Origin of the sequence: Methylibium sp., assembly GCF_035762065.1 — a bacterium.
In the GTDB taxonomy this organism is placed as follows: Bacteria; Pseudomonadota; Gammaproteobacteria; order Burkholderiales; family Burkholderiaceae_C; genus Methylibium.
The window spans coordinates 26,603-44,403 of the sequence record NZ_DASTPW010000003.1; the positions used below are offsets into that span (position 1 = coordinate 26,603).

Genomic DNA, 17,801 nt, shown 5'->3' on the forward strand with positions numbered 1-17,801 from the left:
GATGAAGGGCGGGGCGCGAAGCAGCGACTGTGCTTCAGGCCGCTCTCGGCTCGATGACTTTCAGGCCTTTGAAGTAATCGCGGAAGAAATCGGCGTCGCGCGTGATCAAGCCGTCGCATTGCAAGAGCGCGTGAGCGCCGACGAGGAAATCGGGCACGGCGCGTTGGCCTTCACCTCCGCGTTGGCGGTAGCGACGCTGCATCTCGCCAGCCCTCAATGCCGCCTTCGACTCGACCGCGCTGTAGCGAAGGCCCGCGCCTTCGAGGTAGCCGAGTACATCGCTGCCTTGCTTGAGCGCCGTGCAGATCTCGGCGAGTGCGACGTCGCAGACCACGACCGGACCGTGGTGCAGCGCGTCCCGCAGGCTGTGCGCAGCGGCTTCCGCGCCCGCACCGTCGCCGATGAGATCGATCAAGACCGACGAGTCCACCGCGATCATTCGCCAGCGTCCTCGGGCGGCACGTAAGGATCGCCGGGCGCTCGCCCGCGGATGGCGCGCATCGCTTCGTCGGTGCTGGCGAAACCGTCGAGCTTGAAGCGGCCGCGAAGACGCGAGATAGCGTCGTCGACGTTCTTGCGCAGGATGATCCGGCTGCCGTCGAGTTCGACCTTCAAGGTGCTGCCCTTGGTCAGGCCGAGCGCGTCGCGCACCGCCTTTGGCAAGGTGATCTGGCCGCGTTCGGCGACCGTGGCTTCCATCGGCGACATGGCTTTTTAACGGCTCGGTATGTGCGAACTGTACATACCGCACGCTGCATATTCAAGCGAAGGCAGCCCGAAAAGCAACGACCCGGCACGAAGCCGGGTCGCTGTTCGCCCGAGCGCGCGGGCAGGAGGGCAGCCGAAGATTCAGCGTTCGGCGACCGCACGCTGCTCGGCGAGCATGCAGCCATCGACCATCCGTTGGCCGACCTTCTGATTCATCATCATCGACTTCGCCGGGATCTGCAGCCAGACGATGCCGTTACGCCGGTCCTCCAGACGGACGGCGCCGGTGGTTGTTTCCTGTGGCGTCATCGTGTACGACGCCTTGTTGAAGCTCACCTTGAAGTGCCCAGGCCGGTCTTGCATGGGCATCACGTTGACCGACTGGTTGAACTCGCACTGCGCGGTGCCGGTCAGCACGCGGCCGGCCACCAGCATCTGGCCTTCGCTGATCGTCTCGACCACCTCGGCTTCAGGCGCGACCTTCGGATCGACCTTCTTCGCCTTGGGTTTGGCGGGCTGCTTGGTTGCGGGCGCAGCGGTCGGCTTCGCGAGCGCGGTCGTCTGCGCGTGCGCGCCGAGCGAAGCGGCCGCGAAGGCGAGGGCAAGGGCGATGCGGCCGAGGGGAAGGGTGCTCATTGCGGCGTCTCCGTGAAGCTGGTCAACGAATGCGCTGGATTCTGGAGTGCGCCGCTCGGGGCGGCGTTGCAAGATGCATCGACTCGGCCGTGAACCCTGTCGTGCGCGTGCGGCCAAGCACTTGAAAAGCCGAGCCCGGCGACAGCGTGCGCTGCGGCCGGGCCCAGCGGCGGTTCGGCGATGCGTGAAGAACGCACGCCACCGTCGAACTTCACAACAGGTGCTTCACGCCGTCTTGCTCGTCCTGCAGTTCCTTGAGCGTGAGGTTGATGCGCTCTTGGCTGAAGGCGTCGATCTCGAGGTTCTCGACGATCTTGTATTCACCGCCGGCACAAGTGACCGGGTAGCCGAACATCACGTCGCTCGGGATGCCGTATTCGCCATTGCTCGGCACGCCCATCGTGACCCACTTGCCATGCGTGCCGAGAGCCCAGTCGCGCATGTGGTCGATCGCCGCGTTCGCAGCCGATGCGGCGGACGAAAGGCCGCGCGCCTCGATGATCGCGGCGCCGCGCTTGCCGACCGTGGGCAGGAACTGATCCTTGTTCCAGGTCGGGTCGTTGATGAGCTCCTTGACCGACTGGCCGCCGATCGTCGCAAAGCGGTAGTCGGCATACATCGTCGGCGAATGGTTGCCCCACACCGCAAGCTTTTCGATGCCGGCCACCGGCTTGCCGGTCTTGGCCGCGATCTGGCTGGCGGCGCGGTTGTGGTCCAGCCGCAGCATCGCGGTGAAATTTTTGCGCGGCAGATCGGGCGCACTCTTCATCGCGATGTAGGCGTTGGTGTTGGCTGGATTGCCGACGACCAACACCTTGACGTTTCGATCGGCCACGGCGTTCAGCGCCTTGCCCTGGCCGATGAAGATCTTGCCGTTGATCGACAGCAACTCCGAGCGCTCCATGCCGGCCTTGCGGGGCATCGAGCCCACGAGCAGCGCATAGGCGGTGTCCTTGAACGCGGTCATCGGATCGCCGTGCGCTTCCATGCCGGCCAGCAGCGGGAAGGCGCAATCCTCCAATTCCATCATCACGCCCTTCAGGGCTTTTTGCGCTTTCTCGTCGGGCACTTCGAGCAGTTGAAGGATCACCGGCTGGTCCTTGCCGAGCATCTCGCCGGAGGCGATGCGAAACAGCAGCGCGTAGCCGATCTGGCCTGCGGCGCCGGTGACGGCGACGCGAACGGGGGTCTTGCTCATGGAGGGCTCCGGGGGTGGGACGAAGAAGAAAGCAGCGTGGCCGGGGCGCGTCGACGAGGCGCCGCAGCGAGGGAGCGAGTGTAGGTGTCGTCCACAAGCCGCCAAGGCGCTGGGGCCCGACATGGCGCTGTCTTATATAAGACATCTTCTACGTTAAACCTGGCATCGAAGGGGTCGCTGTGATGCAATGAGGGGATGTCTGCCCTCGCGTCGTCGAACCAGGAAGGTGAGCCACAGGGTCCGGCGTTCAGCCCGCTGTACCGGCAGATCAAGGCGCTGATCCTGCGGAGTCTGCAAGGTGGGGAATGGAAGCCCGGCGAGGCCATCCCGAGCGAGGTGGAGCTCGCCGCCCGCTTCAAGGTAAGCCAGGGCACGGTGCGCAAGGCGATCGACGAGCTGGCAACCGAAAACCTGCTCGTGCGACGCCAGGGCAAAGGCACCTTCGTCGCGACGCATGCCGAAGAGGACATTCAGTACCGCTTCCTGCGCCTTGTCAGCGACGCGGGCCGGCGGCCTGCGCCGACGCAGCGCGAGTGGCTCGATTGCCGGCGCCTGCGCTCACCGGCCGAGATCGCGCGCGGCCTGGGGCTCGGGCCCGGCGATCCGGTGATCCAGGCGCGGCGGCTGCTGCGCTTTGATGGGCGCCCGGTGGTGCTGGAGGACATCTGGCTGCCCGGCACGCTGTTCAAGGGCCTGACGGCCGAGCGCTTGGCGCAGTACCGTGGCGCGCTCTACGCCTTCTTCGAGGCGGAGTTCGGCGTGCGCATGATCCGCGCCGAAGAGAAGGTGCGCGCGGTGGCCGCGGGCGCGCTCGAAGCGCCGCTGCTCGGGGTGTCCGAGGGCATGCCATTGCTCAGCGTCGAGCGTCGCGCCCTTACCTACGGCGACAAGCCGGTCGAACTGCGTCGCGGCCTCTACGACACCTCGGCGCATCACTATCGAAACGAGCTCAGTTGAACGGTCCGCAGCCGACCACCGCGCCTGCAAATCTGCTGCGTTGCAATAGACTTCCGCGGTTGCGAACAACGAAGACGCGGGGGATATGGCTCAAGCACTGAAACAGCAGTCGGTCAAGTCGAGGCCGGGCACGATGCGGCTCGTCGATGCGACCCGCTACAAGCTGCCGCCGGCCGGCTGGGTGTCGATCCTTCACCGCATCAGCGGCGCGCTGATGTTCCTGCTGCTGCCCTTCGTGGTCTGGTTGTTCGACGTGAGCCTCAGCACCGAGTTGAGCTATGAGCGCTTCACCAACGCCTTCGTCGGCGGCCTCGGCTTCGTGCCAGGCTTCTTCGTCAAGCTGGTGGTGCTCGGGCTGATCTGGGCCTACCTGATGCACTTCATCGCCGGGCTGCGGCACCTTTGGATGGACCTGAGCCACGCTGCCACGAGCAAGGCGATGGGCCGGATGTCGGCGCTCGTCACGCTCGCTGCGAGCACGCTGTTGACGCTGGCGCTTGGCGCCAAGCTGTTCTTCTGATCGAGGCAGCCAGCGATGAACCCAAGCTACGGCTCGAAGCGCGTTGTCGTCGGCGCGCATTACGGTATGCGCGACTGGCTCAGCCAGCGCGTGACGGCGGCGCTGATGGCGCTGTTCACGGTCGTGCTGATCGCCCAGGTGTTGCTCGGCGGTCCGCTCGGCTACGACCGCTGGGCGGCCATCTTCTCCGCCCAGTGGATGAAGCTGCTCACCCTCGTGACGATCGTCGCGCTGGCCTGGCATGCGTGGGTCGGCATGCGCGACATCTGGATGGACTACATCAAGCCGGTCGCGCTGCGCTTGGTGCTTCAGGTGTTCTCGATCGCCTGGCTGGTCGCCTGCACCGGCTGGGCCGTGCAGGTGCTGTGGAGGCTTTGATCCGATGACGACGACCGCATCTCTTGCCACCCGCCGCTTCGACGTCGTGATCGTCGGGGCCGGCGGCTCCGGCATGCGCGCCTCGCTGCAACTCGCGCGCGCCGGCCTCAACGTGGCGGTGCTGACCAAAGTGTTCCCGACCCGCTCGCACACGGTGGCTGCGCAGGGCGGCATCGGCGCCTCGCTCGGCAACATGTCCGAGGACAACTGGCACTACCACTTCTACGACACGGTGAAGGGCTCCGACTGGCTCGGCGACCAGGACGCGATCGAGTTCATGTGCCGCGAAGCGCCGAAGGTCGTTTACGAGCTCGAGCACTTCGGCATGCCGTTCGACCGCAACCCCGACGGCACGATCTATCAGCGCCCCTTCGGCGGCCACACCGCGAACTACGGCGAGAAGCCGGTTCAGCGTGCCTGCGCCGCGGCCGACCGCACCGGCCACGCGATGCTGCACACGCTGTACCAGCAGAACGTGAAGGCACGCACGCAGTTCTTCGTCGAGTGGATGGCGCTCGACCTGATCCGTGACGCGGACGGCGACGTGGTCGGCGTTACCGCACTCGAGATGGAAACGGGCGACGTGCACATCTTGCAAGGCAAGACGGTGCTGCTCGCCACCGGCGGCGCCGGTCGTATCTACGCGGCGAGCACCAACGCCTTCATCAATACCGGCGACGGCCTCGGCATGGCGGCGCGGGCCGGCTTGCCACTCGAGGACATGGAGTTCTGGCAGTTCCATCCGACCGGCGTCGCCGGTGCCGGTGTGTTGCTGACCGAAGGTTGCCGCGGCGAAGGCGCGATCCTGCGCAACGTGCACGGCGAGCGCTTCATGGAGCGCTACGCGCCGACGCTGAAGGATCTTGCGCCACGCGACTTCGTCTCGCGCTGCATGGACCAGGAGATCAAGGAAGGGCGCGGCTGCGGGCCCGACAAGGACTACATCCACCTCGACATGACCCATCTCGGCGGCGACACGATCCTCAAGCGCCTGCCCAGCGTCTACGAGATCGGCCACAACTTCGCCAACGTCGACATCACTAAGGAGCCGATCCCGGTGGTGCCGACCATCCACTACCAGATGGGCGGCGTGCCGACCAACGTGCACGGTCAGGTCGTCGTGCCGAAGGACGGCAACCCGAACTCGGTGGTCAACGGGCTCTATGCGGTCGGCGAATGCGCATGCGTCAGCGTGCACGGCGCGAACCGGCTCGGCACCAACTCCTTGCTCGACTTGCTCGTCTTCGGCCGCGCGGCCGGCAACCACATCGTCGAGTTCGCCGACAAGAGCAAGTCGCACAAGCCGCTGCCCAAGGACGCCGCCGACAGGACGCTCGCGCGCCTCGCTCGGCTCGACAGCGCGACCTCCGGTGAGTACGCGCAGGACGTCGCCGGCGACATCCGCACTTCGATGCAGAAGCATGCCGGCGTCTTCCGCACGCAGGCGATGCTCGACGAAGGCGTCAAGCAGATCGCCGCGATCGCCGAGCGCGTGAACGCCATCGGCTTGAAGGACAAGTCCAAGGTGTTCAACACCGCTCGCGTCGAGGCGCTCGAGGTCGAGAACCTGATCGAGTCCGCCAAGGCGACGATCGTCTCGGCCGCGGCCCGCAAGGAAAGCCGCGGCGCGCATACGGTCAACGACTACGGCGACACGCCCGAGCACCCGAACGGCCGCAACGACGAGGTGTGGATGAAGCACACCCTTTGGTTCAGCGAAGGAAACCGGCTCGACTACAAGCCGGTCAACTTGAAGCCGATGAGCGTGGAGAGCATCCCGCCCAAGGTCCGTACTTTCTGAAGCCGCCATGACCCAGCGCACCTTCCAGATCTACCGCTTCGATCCCGACGCGGACGCCAAGCCCCGGATGCAGACGCTCCAGGTCGAGCTCGACGGCTCGGAACGCATGCTGCTCGACGCGCTGATGAAGCTGAAGGCGATCGACCCGACGCTGTCGTTCCGCCGATCGTGTCGCGAGGGTGTCTGCGGCTCCGACGCGATGAACATCAACGGCAAGAACGGTCTGGCCTGCCTGACCAACATGCGCAACCTGCCCGAGACGGTCGTGCTCAAACCCTTGCCGGGCCTGCCGGTGATCCGCGACCTGATCGTGGACATGACGCAGTTCTTCAAGCAGTACCACTCCATCCAGCCCTATCTCGTAAACGACGAGCAGCCGCCCGAGAAGGAGCGCCTGCAGTCCCCGGAGGAACGCGACGAACTCAACGGCCTGTACGAGTGCATCCTGTGCGCGAGCTGCTCGACGAGCTGCCCGAGCTTCTGGTGGAACCCGGACAAGTTCGTCGGCCCTGCCGGCCTGCTGCAGGCGTACCGTTTCATCGCCGACAGCCGCGATCAAGCCACCGCCGCGCGGCTGGACAACCTCGAAGACCCGTACCGGCTGTTCCGTTGCCACACCATCATGAACTGCGTCGACGTCTGCCCGAAGGGGCTGAACCCGACGCAGGCGATCGGCAAGATCCGGGAGCTGATGGTTCGCCGCGCGATCTGAGCGGACAAGTCCCTGCGCCGTCATGGAAACCGTCGTCGCGCACGAAGCGCCGTTGAGCGCCGCCGAGATCGGCAAGCTGCGCTGGCGCTGCCGGCGCGGCCTGCTGGAGAACGATCTGCTCATCGAGCGCTTCTTCGCCGCGCACGGCGGCGCCATCACGCGCCCGATGGCCCATGCGATCGAGGCGCTGATGGAGCTGGCCGACAACGACCTGCTCGATCTGCTGCTGCGCCGACGGGAACCCGAAGGCCCGCTCGCACTGCCGCAGGTCCGGCGCGTGCTGGAACTGATGCGCCGGCCGCCGCGCCCCTGATCGCCTGCTGGGCCGTTCGCGCGAGCCCGTCCGCTTTTCGTTCGTCTCTCGCTGCCTCCAACTAGGAATCGCCATGACACCGTCCGACGTCAAAGCCACCCTGTCGTTTTCCGACGGCAGCCCGAGCATGGACTTGCCCATCTACAAGGGCAGCGTCGGTCCGGACGTGATCGACATCCGCAAGCTCTACGCGCAGACCGGCAAGTTCACCTATGACCCCGGCTTCCTGAGCACGGCGGCCTGCCAGAGCGCGATCACCTACATCGACGGCGACAAGGGCGAGCTGCTGTACCGCGGCTACCCGATCGAGCAGCTTGCGGAGAAGTGCGACTTCCTCGAGACCTGCTACCTGCTGCTCAAGGGCGATCTGCCGACCGGTGCCGAGCTCAAGGGCTTCATGACCAGCGTGACCCACCACACGATGGTCAACGAGCAGATGCAGTTCTTCCTGCGCGGTTTCCGCCGCGACGCGCATCCGATGGCGGTGATGACCGGCCTCGTCGGTGCCCTCTCGGCCTTCTATCACGACAGCACCGACATCACGAACGCCGAGCATCGCGAGATCGCGGCGATCCGCCTGATCGCGAAGATGCCGACGCTGGTGGCGATGGCCTACAAGTACACCGTCGGCCAGCCCTACGTCTACCCGAAGAACAGCCTCAGCTACACGGCGAACTTCATGCGGATGATGTTCGCGACGCCGTGCGAGGAGTACCAGCCGAACGACGTGCTGGTCCGCGCGCTCGATCGCATCTTCATCCTGCATGCCGATCACGAGCAGAACGCCTCGACCTCGACGGTGCGCCTGTGCGGCAGCTCTGGCACCAACCCCTTCGCGGCAATCGCGGCCGGCGTCGCGTGCCTGTGGGGCCCGGCTCACGGGGGCGCCAACGAGGCGGCGCTGAACATGCTGGGCGACATCCAGAAAATGGGCGGCGTCGCGAAGATCGGCGAGTTCATCACGCAGGTGAAGGACAAGAACTCGGGCATCAAGCTGATGGGCTTCGGCCATCGGGTCTACAAGAACTACGACCCGCGCGCGAAGCTGATGCGGGAAACCTGCCACGAGGTGCTCAACGAGCTGGGCCTGCAGAACGACCCGCTGTTCAAGCTGGCGATGGCGCTCGAGAAGATCGCGCTCGAGGACGACTACTTCGTCAGCCGCAAGCTCTACCCGAACGTCGATTTTTATTCGGGCATCGTGCAGCGCGCGATCGGCATCCCGGTGAGCCTGTTCACCGCGATTTTCGCGCTGGCGCGCACGGTGGGCTGGATCGCGCAGCTCAACGAGATGATCGGTGACCCCGAGTACAAGATCGGGCGCCCGCGCCAGCTGTTCGTCGGCGCGACGCCGCGCGACGTGAAGCCGATCGCCGCGCGTTAACCGCCGGGTCGCGCGCCAGGCGCCGCCTCCGCGACGCCGCGCAAGGCCTCCCCGCTTCGGCCGGGAGGCCTTTCCTTTTTGCGCGCGGCCGGTGCAGTCGCTCGTGCGCGACGCTCGGGAATTCCCGCGCAGTGCGCAGCGGCGAGCCATCGACATACTGGCTGCGGCATGTTCAGGCCGCGCTGTCCCGCGGGGTCTCGTGCCGCTGCCGCCTGCGATCCAGGCGACGGCATGTCCCCGGTGGCAGGCCTCGATCGGGTCGGCCGCCACCTGCCGCAGGTGATCAGGGCGCCTGGTGACCGCAGCTTCCAGCTGCTGCGCGACATCGGCTGGTAGGCCGCTCGGGGCCGCTTCCCGAAGGGCTCGGCCGCGGCCGGGCCCTTTTCGTTGCCGCCTTGCGGGCCCTGCGTCCTGGAAGGCACCGCCCCATAAAATCGCGGTCTTCCTTGCGCAGGCATCGCCACATGGGCCGCACCCTCTACGACAAGCTGTGGGACGAACATGTCGTCCACACCGAGCCCGACGGTACCTCGGTGCTCTACATCGACCGGCATCTCGTCCACGAAGTGACGAGTCCGCAGGCCTTCGAAGGGCTGCGCCTCGCGGGGCGCAAGGTCTGGCGCGTGAGCTCGATCGTCGCGACCGCCGACCACAACACGCCGACCACCGGCTGGGAGCGCGGCTACGACGGCATCGCCGACCCCATCTCGCGCCAGCAGGTCACTACGCTCGACGCGAACATCGCGGCCTTCGGCGCCGCGGCCTACTTTCCCTTCCTCGATGCGCGCCAAGGCATCGTCCATGTGATGGGCCCGGAGCAGGGCGCGACGCTGCCCGGCATGACGGTCGTCTGCGGCGACAGCCACACCAGCACCCACGGCGCCTTCGGCGCGCTCGCGCACGGCATCGGCACCAGCGAGGTCGAGCACGTGCTCGCGACGCAGACGCTGCTCGCGAAGAAGGCCAAGAACCTGCGCATCCGCGTCGAAGGCACGCTGCCGAAGGGCTGCGGCGCGAAGGACATCGTGCTCGCGATCATCGGCAGGATCGGCACCGCCGGCGGCACCGGCTGCACGATCGAGTTCGCCGGCTCGGCGATCCGCGCGCTCAGCGTCGAAGGTCGGATGACGGTGTGCAACATGGCGATCGAGGCGGGCGCGCGCGCCGGCCTCGTCGCGGTCGACGAGACGACGATCGCCTACGTGAAGGGCCGCCCGTTCGCCCCCACAGGCGCGGCCTGGGATCAGGCGGTCGCCTACTGGCGCACGCTGCACAGCGACCCAGACGCGGTGTTCGATCGCGAGGTTGAGCTCGACGCCGCGCAGATCCGCCCGCAGATCACCTGGGGCACCTCGCCCGAGATGGTGCTGTCGATCGAGGACCGCGTGCCCGACCCCGACCGCGAGAAGGACGCGAGCCGCCGCGGCGCGATCGAACGCGCGCTGCAGTACATGGCGCTCGAGCCCAATCAGCCGCTGGCCGACGTGCGCATCGACAAGGTCTTCATCGGCTCGTGCACCAACTCGCGCATCGAGGATTTGCGGGAGGCCGCGGCGGTGGTGCGCAAGCTGGGCGGGCGGGTGGCCGGCAGCGTCAAGCAGGCGCTGGTGGTGCCGGGCTCGGGCCTGGTCAAGGCCCAGGCCGAGCGCGAAGGACTTGACGCGGTCTTCAAGTCCGCCGGCTTCGAATGGCGCGAGCCCGGTTGTTCGATGTGCCTTGCGATGAACGCCGACCGGCTCGAACCCGGCGAGCGCTGCGCTTCGACGAGCAACCGCAATTTCGAAGGCCGGCAGGGGCAGGGCGGTCGCACGCATTTGGTCAGCCCGGCGATGGCTGCGGCTGCCGCGATCGAAGGCCACTTCGTCGATGTGCGGAGGATCTCGTGATGCACGCCTTCACCGTCCACAAGGGCCTCGTCGCGCCCATCGACCGCGAGAACGTCGATACCGACGCGATCATCCCGAAGCAGTTCCTGAAGTCGATCAAGCGCTCCGGTTTCGGACCGAACCTGTTCGACGAGTGGCGCTACCTCGACCACGGCGAGCCGGGCCAGGACCCGGCAGCGCGCCGGCCGAACCCGGACTTCGTGCTGAACCAGCCGCGCTATCGCGGCGCCTCGGTGCTGCTCGCGCGCCGCAATTTCGGCTGCGGCTCGAGCCGCGAGCATGCGCCGTGGGCGATCGAGCAGTTCGGCTTTCGCGCGCTGATCGCGCCGAGCTACGCCGACATCTTCTTCAACAACTGCTTCAAGAACGGCCTGCTGCCGATCGTGCTGCCCGAGCTGCAGGTCGCGCGGCTGTTCGAGGAAGTCGCGGCCTTCGTCGGCTATGCGCTGACGATCGACTTGGAGCGCCAGCGCATCGTCAAGCCCGACGGCGAGGAACTGGACTTCGAGGTCGAGCCCTTTCGCAAGCAGTGCCTGCTCGGCGGGCTCGACGACATCGGCCTGACGCTGCGCCACGCCGACAAGATCCGCGCCTTCGAGGCCGAGCGCCTGCTGCGCCGGCCGTGGCTCGCGAACACGCCTTCCATGACGACGAGGACCTGAGATGAAGATCGCCGTGCTGCCGGGTGACGGCATCGGCCCCGAGATCGTCGGCGAGGCGCTGCGCGTGCTGCATGCGCTGGATCTGCGCTTCGAGCTGGAGAGCGCGCCGGTCGGCGGCGCCGCCTACGAGGCCAGCGGCCATCCGCTGCCGGAGGCGACGCTTGCGCTCGCGCAGGCCGCGGACGCAGTGCTGTTCGGCGCGGTCGGCGACTGGAAGTACGACAAGCTCGATCGGCCGCTGCGCCCGGAGCAGGCGATCCTCGGCCTGCGCAAGAGCCTCGGCTTGTTCGCCAACTTCCGCCCGGCGATTTGCTACCCGCAGCTCACGCATGCGTCGAGCCTGAAGCCGGAGCTGGTCGCCGGTCTCGACATCCTGATCATTCGCGAGCTCACCGGCGACATCTACTTCGGCCAGCCGCGCGGGCGCCGCACCGCGAGCGACGGGCACTTCCCAGGCGCCGAAGAAGCCTTCGACACGATGCGCTACAGCCGCCCGGAAATCGAGCGCATCGCGCATGTCGCGTTCCAGGCGGCCCGCAAGCGCGGCGGCCGGCTTACCAGCGTGGACAAGGCGAACGTGCTCGAGACCTTCCAGCTCTGGAAGGACGTGGTGACCGAGGTGCACGCCCAGTACCCGGACGTGAAGCTCGACCACCTCTACGTCGACAACGCCGCCATGCAGTTGGTGAAGGCGCCGAAGAGCTTCGACGTGATCGTCACCGGCAACATGTTCGGCGACATCCTGAGCGACGAGGCCGCGATGCTGACCGGCTCGATCGGCATGCTGCCGAGCGCGTCGCTGAACGCCAGGCAGCAGGGGCTGTACGAGCCGAGCCACGGCAGCGCGCCCGACATCGCCGGCAAAGGCGTCGCCAATCCGCTCGCGACGATCTTGAGCGCGGCGATGATGCTGCGCTTCAGCCTGAACCAGCCGGAGGCCGCCGCGCGCATCGAAGCGGCGGTGCAGGGCGTGCTCGCCGACGGCTTGCGCACCGCCGACATCGCGAGCGAGGGCAGCCGTAAGGTCGGCACGAAGGAGATGGGCGACGCCGTGGTCGCCCGTCTCAAAACCCAGGGCTGATCCGACAGCGACGGCCGTTTGGCGCACCGCGCCACGGCACTTCACTCATTCGAAGACGAGAGAGATCGACATGGCAACGACCTTGGTGGGTCTGGTGGGATGGCGCGGCATGGTGGGCTCGGTGCTGCTCGAGCGCATGCAGGCCGAAGGCGACTTCGCGCTGATCGAGCCGCTGTTCTTCAGCACGAGCAACGCGGGCGGCAAGGCGCCTGCCTTCGCGAAGAACGAAGCGGCTTTGCAGGATGCGAACGACATCGAACAGCTCAAGCGCTGCGACATCGTCATCACGGCCCAGGGCGGCGAGTACACCAAGGCCGTTTACCCGCGGCTGCGCGCGGCCGGCTGGAAGGGCTACTGGATCGACGCGGCCAAGACGCTGCGGATGAACGACGACGCGGTGATCGTGCTCGACCCGGTCAACCTGCCGGTGATCAAGGACGCGCTCGCAAAGGGCGTGCGCGACTACATCGGCGGCAACTGCACGGTGAGCTGCATGCTGATGGGCGTCGGTGCGCTGTTCAAGGCGGACCTGGTCGAGTGGATGACGGCCACCACCTACCAGGCCGCGAGCGGCGGCGGCGCGGCGCACATGCGCGAGCTGCTGACGCAGTACGGCACGCTGAACGCTTCGGTGAAGGCGCTGCTCGACGACCCGGCCAGCGCGATCCTCGAGATCGATCGCCAGGTCGCCGCGACGCAGCGTGGCTTGACGGCCGAGGAAACGAAGAACTTCATGGTGCCGCTCGGCGGCAGCCTCATCCCCTGGATCGACAGCGACCGCGGCGACGGCACCAGCCTGGAGGAATGGAAGGGCGCCGCCGAGACCAACAAGATCCTTGGCCGCGGCGCAGGGTTCGCGAGCGCAGCGACGGCAATCGATTCGATCTGCGTGCGCGTCGGCGCGATGCGCTGCCACAGCCAGTCGCTGACGATCAAGCTGAAGAAGGACGTGCCGCTGGCCGATATCGAAGCGTTGATCGCGAACGACAACGCCTGGGCGAAGCTGGTGCCGAACACGCGCGAGGCGACGGTCCGCGAGCTCACGCCGGTGGCGGTGACCGGCACGATGAACATCCCCGTGGGTCGCGTGCGCAAGCTTGCGTTGGGGCCGCAGTACCTCGGCGCCTTCACCATCGGCGACCAGCTCCTATGGGGCGCGGCCGAGCCGCTGCGTCGGATGCTGCGAATCCTGCTGGAGGCGTGAGGCGCGGCGGGCTTGCGGATCCGTGCATCGCGTCGGCGGAGCGGGGCGGCCACGTCGGGCGAGACACTGGGCAGAACGTCACGCGCTGCATGAGCTTGTCAGCGTATCTCCTCGCTGTTATTGTCAATTTCCAAGTCTTCCGTGCGGCACACTCGCGCCGCCGAGGGCTGCCCCTCCGAAGCACGAGTTCCGCGCCGGCTGCCGCTTTCACCAGCCGCTCGCTCGATGAACCTGACACGACCCCGGGAGAAGCCTTGAAGAAACCTACCCGTCGCGAACGCCGCGTGGCCGGGCCGCGCGCGCTGCATGCCATCGCTGCCGCGGCGGTGGCGGTGGCCGGCTGGATGCCGCTCGACGCGGCCGCGCTGGCCCTGGGACGGCTCTCCGTTCAGTCGTCGCTCGGCGAGAGCCTGAAGGCCGAGATCGACGTCACCTCGCTGACGCCCGAAGAGGCCGCCAGCCTGAAGGTGCGCGTCGCGGCACCCGAGGCCTACCGCACCGCCGGAGTCGACTACAACGCCGCGCTCGCCACCGCGAACGTCTCGCTGCAGCGCCGCGCCGACGGCCGGCCCTACCTGAAGATCGCCAGCGATCGCGCGGTGCAGGAGCCCTTCGTCGATGTGATCCTCGACATCAGCTGGTCATCCGGCAAGCTGGTGCGCGAATTCACCTTGCTGTTCGACCCGCCGGTCGCGCGGGCTGCGCCGCCGGCCGCCGCGCCTGCGGCGCCCGCGCTGATCACTCCGGCGCCGGCCACGCCGCCGGCTCCCGCTCCTGCGCCGAGAACCGCCGAGCGCCCGGCGGCGTCGGCTTCGCCTGCGCCGCGGCCCGCTGCGCCGAAGGCCGCTGTCGCCGCCGGCGACATCGACCAGTACGAAGTGCAGAAAGGCGACTCGCTCTACAAGATCGCAGCGCGCGTGCAGCGACAGGGCGCTTCGCTCGACCAGATGCTTGCCGCGCTCTACCGCGCCAACGGCGACGCGTTCATGGGCAACATTAACCGGCTCAAGGCCGGCGTGGTGCTCACGGTGCCGAGCGCCGAGCAGGCCAAGGCGATGACGCCCGGCGAGGTGCGTCAGACCATCCAGGCTCAGAGTTCCGACTTCAGCACCTACCGCCAGAAGCTCGCGTCGGGCGTGCCGACCACGGTCGCACCCGACAGCGGCCGCAGCGCCGGCGGCAAGGTTCAAGCCGAGGTGCAGGACCGCAAGACCGCGGCGACCGGTACCCCGGACAAGCTCACGCTGACCAAGGGCGCCGTCGGTGCGAGCATGCCCGGCGCCGAAGATCAGCTTGCCAAGAGCAGGGAAACGAAAGACAGCGCGACCCGCGTGGCCGAGCTTGCGAAGAACGTCGAGGACCTGAAGAAGCTGCAGGGAGCCACCGCCGCCAGCGCAGGCGCTGGCGCTGGGGGCACGGGCAAGCCGGGGGTGGCGGTGCCGGTGGTGCCGCCGGCAAAGGCCCCGGCGCCAGCTCCGACACCGACGGCCGCGGCGCCGGTGACCGCGCCGGCGGTGACTCCGCCGCCGCCGCCGCTCCCGCCGCCCCCGCCGCCGCCGCCCCCGCCGCCGCCGCCGCCGCCGCCGCCTGAGCCGGCTCCTGCGCCCGCGCCGGCCCAAGCGCCTGCTGCGCCGGTCGTCAGCGAACCCGCGCCTGCGCCTGCCCCTGCGCCGACAGCCGCCGAGCCCACGTCGGCGCCGGCAGCTCCGACGCCTGCGCCGGCTGCCGAGGGCCCGAGCTTCGTCGACGGCCTGCTCGACAACCCGCTGGTGCTGCCCGGCACGCTCGTCGCCGTGCTGCTGGCCGGCTTCGGCTTCTACCGGATGCGCCAGGGCAAGCGCGACAGCGGCGAAACCTCGTTCCTCGAAAGCCGCCTGCAGCCCGACTCGTTCTTCGGCGCCAGCGGCGGGCAGCGCGTGGACACGCGCGACGCCACCGGCGTGCCCTCGTCGATGAGCTACTCGCTGAGCCAGCTCGATGCGATCGGCGACGTCGATCCGGTCGCCGAGGCCGACGTCTACCTTGCCTATGGCCGCGACCTTCAGGCCGAGGAGATCCTCAAGGAAGCGATGCGCGCGAACCCCGAGCGCATGGCGATCCGCCTCAAGCTGCTCGAGGTCTACGCCAAGCGTCGCGACACCAAGGGCTTCGAGATGCTGGCCACCCAGCTCTATGCACTGGCCGGCGCCGACAGCGACGACTGGCTGCGCGCCCAGCAGCTCGGCCTGGGCATCGACCCCGAAAACCCGATGTACCAGCCCGGCGGTTCGCCCGTCGGCATGGACATGGATGGCGGGGCGGTCGTCGAGGCGCTCGGCGCCAGCACGATGCCGCAGTCGATCCTGCCGACGCCGTCGCGCTTCGACGCCGAGCGTTCCGAACTGCCGCCGCAGCCGAGCATCGACCTCGATCTCGATGTTTCGACGCCTTCGACGCTCGATGCCGGCGACCGCCCGATGCCGGAGCGTACGCAGCCGTTGCGCAGCGAGCCGCCGGTCTCGGCGCCGATCCAGCCGGCCAGGGACGACTTCGCTTTCGACCTGCCTTCGCTGCAACTCGACACCAAGTCGGGCGTGGACCTCGGCAATGAATCCGACGAGGCACTGCCCGACCTGAACCTCGGCGACGAGCCGACCGGCGGCGACGAGAACCTGCAACGCAAGATCGAACTTGCCGAGGAGTTCAAGCAGATCGGCGACACCGAAGGCGCACGCGACCTGCTGCAGGAGGTGGTCGCGCAATCGACCGGCGCACTGAAGACCAAAGCGCAGGCGATGCTGAAGGAGATCGGCTGAGCGACGCGGCCCGGCGCCCGGGCGCCGGCCGCGTCGACCAAGGCGGCTCCCGCTCGCAGGACGCGCCGTGAGGCTTGCGATGGGCATCGCCTACCGCGGCGGTGCTTACCTCGGCTGGCAGAGCCAGCGCGGCGGCGGCGCGGTGCAGGACCACGTCGAAGCCGCGCTGTCGCGCTTCGCCGACCGACCGCTGCGCACCGTCTGCGCCGGCCGCACCGACGCCGGTGTGCATGCGCTGAACCAGGTCGTGCACTTCGATGCCGAAGTCGAGCGCGACGAGTTTTCCTGGGTCCGCGGCAGCAACCGCTACCTGCCGGCCGACATCGCGGTGCAGTGGTGCCGGCCCGTCGCCGACGACTTCCATGCGCGCAACAGTGCGACCGGAAGGCGCTATGCGTTCATCGTGCTCGAGTCGGCGGTGCGCCCGGCGATCGAAGCAGGCCAGGCGGCCTGGGTGTTCCGGCCGCTCGACGCCGACGCGATGCGCGCGGCCGCGGCGCTGCTCATCGGCGAGCACGACTTCAGCGCCTTTCGTTCTTCCGAGTGCCAGGCCGCGAGCCCGGTGAAGCATGTGCGCTCGATCGACATCGGCCGCCACGGCGCCTACTGGCGCTTCGACTTCGAGGCCAGCGCCTTCCTTCATCACATGGTGCGTAACCTGATGGGATGCTTGATCGCGGTGGGGCAGGGAAGGCAAGCGCCGAGCTGGGTCGGCGAGGTGCTTGCGTCGCGCGACCGCAAGCGCGCCGCACCGACCTTCGCCGCTGCGGGGCTGTACTTCCTGGGCCCGCACTACGATGCTGGCTTCGCGCTGCCCGAGCGCACGCCGGCCTTCGATTGGCTGCCCTGATGAGCCCATGCGTACGCGCATCAAGATCTGCGGTCTGACTCGCGAAGACGACATCGACGCGGCGGTGGCGGTGGGCGCCGACGCGGTCGGCTTCGTGCTCTACCCGCCGAGCCCGCGCGCGGTCAGCATCCACCGCGCCGCCGAACTGGCACGCCGGCTGCCGCCGTTCGTCGCGCCGGTCGGGCTGTTCGTCAACGCCTCGCCCGACGACATCGCCGCCGCCTGCCGCGCGATGCCGACGCTGGTGCTGCAGTTCCACGGCGACGAAACGCCCGAGGACTGCGCTTGGCCGCAGCGCCCGTTCCTGAGGGCGGCGCGTGTGACCGAAGGTTTCGCTTTGCTAGACTTCGCGGCTCGTTTTCGCCAAGCCCGCGGCATCTTGCTCGATGCCCACGTCGAGGGCTACGGCGGTGGCGGAAAGGTCTTCGATTGGTCCCTCGTTCCGCAAGCAGCCGGCCTCGCGCGCGACCTCCCTCCGCTCGTTTTGTCTGGTGGGTTGAGTCCTGCAAACGTGGGCGATGGGATTGCGCATGTCCGGCCCTGGGCCGTTGACGTGAGCTCCGGCGTCGAGCGTTCCGGTCCCGGTCAAAAGGGCATCAAGGATCACGCGGCGATGCGCCGGTTCTGCGACGCGGTGCGCGCTGCCGATGCCTTAATCGAAGCCTCAGTGCAGGCGACGGGGCCGGGCAGTCGAGCCCCGACCTAATCGAAAAACC

Annotated in this window: 18 protein-coding genes; 14 read left to right on the top strand and 4 right to left on the bottom strand. The window is 68.0% G+C overall.

From position 1 onward, the window contains the following. Positions 1–34: 34 nt before the first annotated feature. From VFR90_RS01735 to VFR90_RS01750, 4 genes are all read right to left on the bottom strand, one after another. Positions 35–439: a type II toxin-antitoxin system VapC family toxin gene (locus VFR90_RS01735; RefSeq protein ID WP_326404231.1), complete on the bottom strand. Its 405-nt coding sequence runs from the start codon at positions 437–439 to the stop codon at positions 35–37. Next, positions 436–699: an AbrB/MazE/SpoVT family DNA-binding domain-containing protein gene (locus tag VFR90_RS01740; RefSeq protein ID WP_326404232.1), complete on the bottom strand. Its 264-nt coding sequence runs from the start codon at positions 697–699 to the stop codon at positions 436–438. The genes VFR90_RS01735 and VFR90_RS01740 overlap by 4 nt, the downstream gene beginning before the upstream one ends. A 150-nt stretch (positions 700–849) precedes the next feature. Beyond that, positions 850–1,416, bottom strand: a complete 567-nt coding sequence (locus tag VFR90_RS01745) for a hypothetical protein (RefSeq protein ID WP_326404234.1) — start codon at positions 1,414–1,416, stop codon at positions 850–852. A 139-nt stretch (positions 1,417–1,555) separates the two neighbouring features. Beyond that, entirely contained in the window at positions 1,556–2,542 is a 987-nt protein-coding gene (locus tag VFR90_RS01750; RefSeq protein ID WP_326404235.1) for a malate dehydrogenase, read from the bottom strand. 195 nt (positions 2,543–2,737) lie between these two features. On the opposite strand from VFR90_RS01750, the gene VFR90_RS01755 reads away from it, so the two are divergent. From VFR90_RS01755 to VFR90_RS01820, 14 genes are all read left to right on the top strand, one after another. Beyond that, a complete protein-coding gene (locus VFR90_RS01755; protein ID WP_326404236.1) occupies positions 2,738–3,499 on the top strand; it encodes a GntR family transcriptional regulator in 762 nt (253 codons plus the stop codon). 85 nt (positions 3,500–3,584) lie between these two features. Continuing rightward, complete coding sequence (sdhC, locus tag VFR90_RS01760) at positions 3,585–4,019, top strand: succinate dehydrogenase, cytochrome b556 subunit (protein ID WP_326404237.1); 435 nt, start codon at positions 3,585–3,587, stop codon at positions 4,017–4,019. A gap of 15 nt (positions 4,020–4,034) precedes the next feature. Next, the gene (gene sdhD / locus VFR90_RS01765) at positions 4,035–4,397 is read left to right on the top strand and encodes a succinate dehydrogenase, hydrophobic membrane anchor protein (RefSeq protein WP_326404239.1); all 363 of its coding nucleotides are present in this window, start codon (positions 4,035–4,037) and stop codon (positions 4,395–4,397) included. A gap of 4 nt (positions 4,398–4,401) precedes the next feature. Beyond that, entirely contained in the window at positions 4,402–6,198 is a 1,797-nt protein-coding gene (gene sdhA / locus VFR90_RS01770) for a succinate dehydrogenase flavoprotein subunit (protein WP_326404240.1), read from the top strand. 7 nt (positions 6,199–6,205) lie between these two features. After that, positions 6,206–6,910: a succinate dehydrogenase iron-sulfur subunit gene (locus VFR90_RS01775; protein ID WP_326404241.1), complete on the top strand. Its 705-nt coding sequence runs from the start codon at positions 6,206–6,208 to the stop codon at positions 6,908–6,910. Between the two features lie 22 nt (positions 6,911–6,932). Then, entirely contained in the window at positions 6,933–7,223 is a 291-nt protein-coding gene (locus tag VFR90_RS01780) for an FAD assembly factor SdhE (protein ID WP_326404242.1), read from the top strand. A gap of 73 nt (positions 7,224–7,296) precedes the next feature. Continuing rightward, entirely contained in the window at positions 7,297–8,607 is a 1,311-nt protein-coding gene (locus VFR90_RS01785) for a citrate synthase (protein ID WP_326404244.1), read from the top strand. 464 nt (positions 8,608–9,071) lie between these two features. Further along, positions 9,072–10,493 carry a 3-isopropylmalate dehydratase large subunit gene (gene leuC, locus VFR90_RS01790; protein ID WP_326404245.1) on the top strand — a complete coding sequence of 474 codons (1,422 nt, stop codon included), beginning with the start codon at positions 9,072–9,074 and terminating at the stop codon, positions 10,491–10,493. Next, positions 10,493–11,155 carry a 3-isopropylmalate dehydratase small subunit gene (gene leuD / locus VFR90_RS01795; protein WP_326404246.1) on the top strand — a complete coding sequence of 221 codons (663 nt, stop codon included), beginning with the start codon at positions 10,493–10,495 and terminating at the stop codon, positions 11,153–11,155. Before leuC ends, leuD begins: the two co-directional genes overlap by 1 nt. A 1-nt stretch (position 11,156) precedes the next feature. Then, the gene (gene leuB / locus VFR90_RS01800) at positions 11,157–12,236 is read left to right on the top strand and encodes a 3-isopropylmalate dehydrogenase (protein ID WP_326404247.1); all 1,080 of its coding nucleotides are present in this window, start codon (positions 11,157–11,159) and stop codon (positions 12,234–12,236) included. A 70-nt stretch (positions 12,237–12,306) separates the two neighbouring features. Beyond that, complete coding sequence (gene asd / locus VFR90_RS01805; protein WP_326404248.1) at positions 12,307–13,440, top strand: aspartate-semialdehyde dehydrogenase; 1,134 nt, start codon at positions 12,307–12,309, stop codon at positions 13,438–13,440. Positions 13,441–13,694: 254 nt separating this feature from the next. Next, on the top strand, positions 13,695–16,235 hold the full coding sequence (locus tag VFR90_RS01810) for a motility hub landmark protein FimV (protein ID WP_326404249.1): 2,541 nt from the start codon (positions 13,695–13,697) through the stop codon (positions 16,233–16,235). A gap of 67 nt (positions 16,236–16,302) precedes the next feature. Continuing rightward, entirely contained in the window at positions 16,303–17,085 is a 783-nt protein-coding gene (gene truA, locus VFR90_RS01815; RefSeq protein WP_326404250.1) for a tRNA pseudouridine(38-40) synthase TruA, read from the top strand. Positions 17,086–17,092: 7 nt separating this feature from the next. Then, positions 17,093–17,791 (top strand): phosphoribosylanthranilate isomerase, encoded by a 699-nt coding sequence (locus VFR90_RS01820; protein WP_326404251.1) that lies wholly within the window; start codon positions 17,093–17,095, stop codon positions 17,789–17,791. Positions 17,792–17,801: the final 10 nt, after the last annotated feature.

Coding starts and splice junctions, on each gene's coding strand:
- VFR90_RS01785 (WP_326404244.1), top strand. CDS start 7,297: ATGACACCGTCCGACGTCAAAGCCACCCTGTCGTTTTCCGACGGCAGC.
- leuB (WP_326404247.1), top strand. CDS start 11,157: ATGAAGATCGCCGTGCTGCCGGGTGACGGCATCGGCCCCGAGATCGTC.
- VFR90_RS01780 (WP_326404242.1), top strand. CDS start 6,933: ATGGAAACCGTCGTCGCGCACGAAGCGCCGTTGAGCGCCGCCGAGATC.
- leuC (WP_326404245.1), top strand. CDS start 9,072: ATGGGCCGCACCCTCTACGACAAGCTGTGGGACGAACATGTCGTCCAC.
- VFR90_RS01735 (WP_326404231.1), bottom strand. CDS start 439: ATGATCGCGGTGGACTCGTCGGTCTTGATCGATCTCATCGGCGACGGT.
- sdhD (WP_326404239.1), top strand. CDS start 4,035: ATGAACCCAAGCTACGGCTCGAAGCGCGTTGTCGTCGGCGCGCATTAC.
- leuD (WP_326404246.1), top strand. CDS start 10,493: ATGCACGCCTTCACCGTCCACAAGGGCCTCGTCGCGCCCATCGACCGC.
- sdhC (WP_326404237.1), top strand. CDS start 3,585: ATGGCTCAAGCACTGAAACAGCAGTCGGTCAAGTCGAGGCCGGGCACG.
- VFR90_RS01740 (WP_326404232.1), bottom strand. CDS start 699: ATGGAAGCCACGGTCGCCGAACGCGGCCAGATCACCTTGCCAAAGGCG.
- VFR90_RS01775 (WP_326404241.1), top strand. CDS start 6,206: ATGACCCAGCGCACCTTCCAGATCTACCGCTTCGATCCCGACGCGGAC.
- VFR90_RS01820 (WP_326404251.1), top strand. CDS start 17,093: ATGCGTACGCGCATCAAGATCTGCGGTCTGACTCGCGAAGACGACATC.
- asd (WP_326404248.1), top strand. CDS start 12,307: ATGGCAACGACCTTGGTGGGTCTGGTGGGATGGCGCGGCATGGTGGGC.
- VFR90_RS01755 (WP_326404236.1), top strand. CDS start 2,738: ATGTCTGCCCTCGCGTCGTCGAACCAGGAAGGTGAGCCACAGGGTCCG.
- sdhA (WP_326404240.1), top strand. CDS start 4,402: ATGACGACGACCGCATCTCTTGCCACCCGCCGCTTCGACGTCGTGATC.
- VFR90_RS01750 (WP_326404235.1), bottom strand. CDS start 2,542: ATGAGCAAGACCCCCGTTCGCGTCGCCGTCACCGGCGCCGCAGGCCAG.